Annotated in this window: 1 pseudogene; it reads left to right on the top strand. The window is 66.1% G+C overall.

Annotation, left to right across the window (positions count from 1 at the left end):
- Positions 1–1409 (top strand): annotated as a pseudogene (locus IBX54_RS15110) (carbohydrate-binding protein); the annotation flags it as partial.

Below are 1409 nucleotides of genomic sequence, written 5' to 3'. Positions count from 1 at the left end.
GCCACCACGGTCAAAACGCCAGACCCGCTGTTCGATGCCATGGTCAACCACTGGCTGCTCTACCAGACGGTGGCCTGCCGGCTGTGGGCCAAGGCCGGTTTTTACCAGGCGGGCGGCGCCACGGGTTTTCGCGACCAGTTGCAAGACGCCATGGCCCTGGCCTGGGTGGCGCCGGACGTGTTGCGCGCGCAAATCGTGCGGTGCGCTTCGCGCCAGTTTGCCGCCGGCGACGTGCAGCATTGGTGGCACGCACCGCTGGGCAATGGCGTGCGCACCCATTTTTCGGACGACCTGCTGTGGCTGCCACTGGCCTGTGTGCACTACCTCAACACCACCGGCGACATCGCCCTGCTTGATGAACCCGTGGCGTTTCTGGAGGGCCCCGAGATTGCCGCCGGGGCCGAAGACGCCTACTACACGCCTACCATCGGCGCGCAACAGGCGTCGGTGTTTGAGCATGCAGCCAGGGCCATCGACCGCAGCCTGCGCGTGGGCGTGCATGGCCTGCCGCTGATGGGCAGCGGCGACTGGAACGACGGCATGAACCGGGTCGGCATCGAAGGCCGGGGCGAGTCGGTCTGGCTGGGCTGGTTCTTATGTCGTCTGGTGGCCGACTTTGCCCCGCTGGCCCAACAGCGCGGCGAATTTGAGCGCGCCACACGCTGGCAACACGCCGCCAGCGGCTGGCAGGCCGCCTTGAATGGCGAAGCCTGGGACGGCCAATGGTTCAAACGCGCCTACTTTGACGACGGTCAGGCGCTGGGCTCGCAGCACAACCCGGAGGCCAAAATTGACCTGATCGCGCAAGCCTGGTCGGTGCTGTCCCAAGGCGCGCCGCTGAACAAACAGCAAATGGCCATGGCCGCCGTGGAAGCGCATCTGGTTGACTTCGAAGCGGGCCTGATCAAGCTGCTGGACCCGCCCCTGGCCCATGCCGTGCCCAGCGCCGGTTACATCCAGGCCTACCCGCCAGGCATCCGCGAAAACGGCGGGCAATACACCCATGCGGGCGTTTGGGCCTTGATGGCGCAAGCCGAATTGGCCAAACAAACTGCCAGTGATGCCGAAGCCGCTGGTGACACGGTTTACCGCTACTTCACCTACCTGAGCCCGGCGCACCGCGCCAGTCACGCCACGCGTGGCCCGGCCTATGGCATCGAGCCCTACGTCATGGCTGGTGACATCTACAGCCAGCCGCCCTATGTGGGACGCGGCGGCTGGAGCTGGTACACCGGGTCTGCCGCCTGGTTGCATCGCGCCGCCATCGAGTCGATGTTCGGCCTGCGTCAGCGCGCCCAAACCCTCAGCTTCACACCCTGCCTGCCCTCGCACTGGCACCGAGCCGAGTTGACGCTGGTGCGGGAGCAGCGCAGCATGCGTTTCATCATGATCCGTGCCAGCAGCGCAGA

It is taken from the genome of Rhodoferax sp., from assembly GCF_014859475.1.
Taxonomy (GTDB): Bacteria; Pseudomonadota; Gammaproteobacteria; order Burkholderiales; family Burkholderiaceae_C; genus Rhodoferax.
This window is presented reverse-complemented; position numbering and strand designations above follow the sequence as displayed.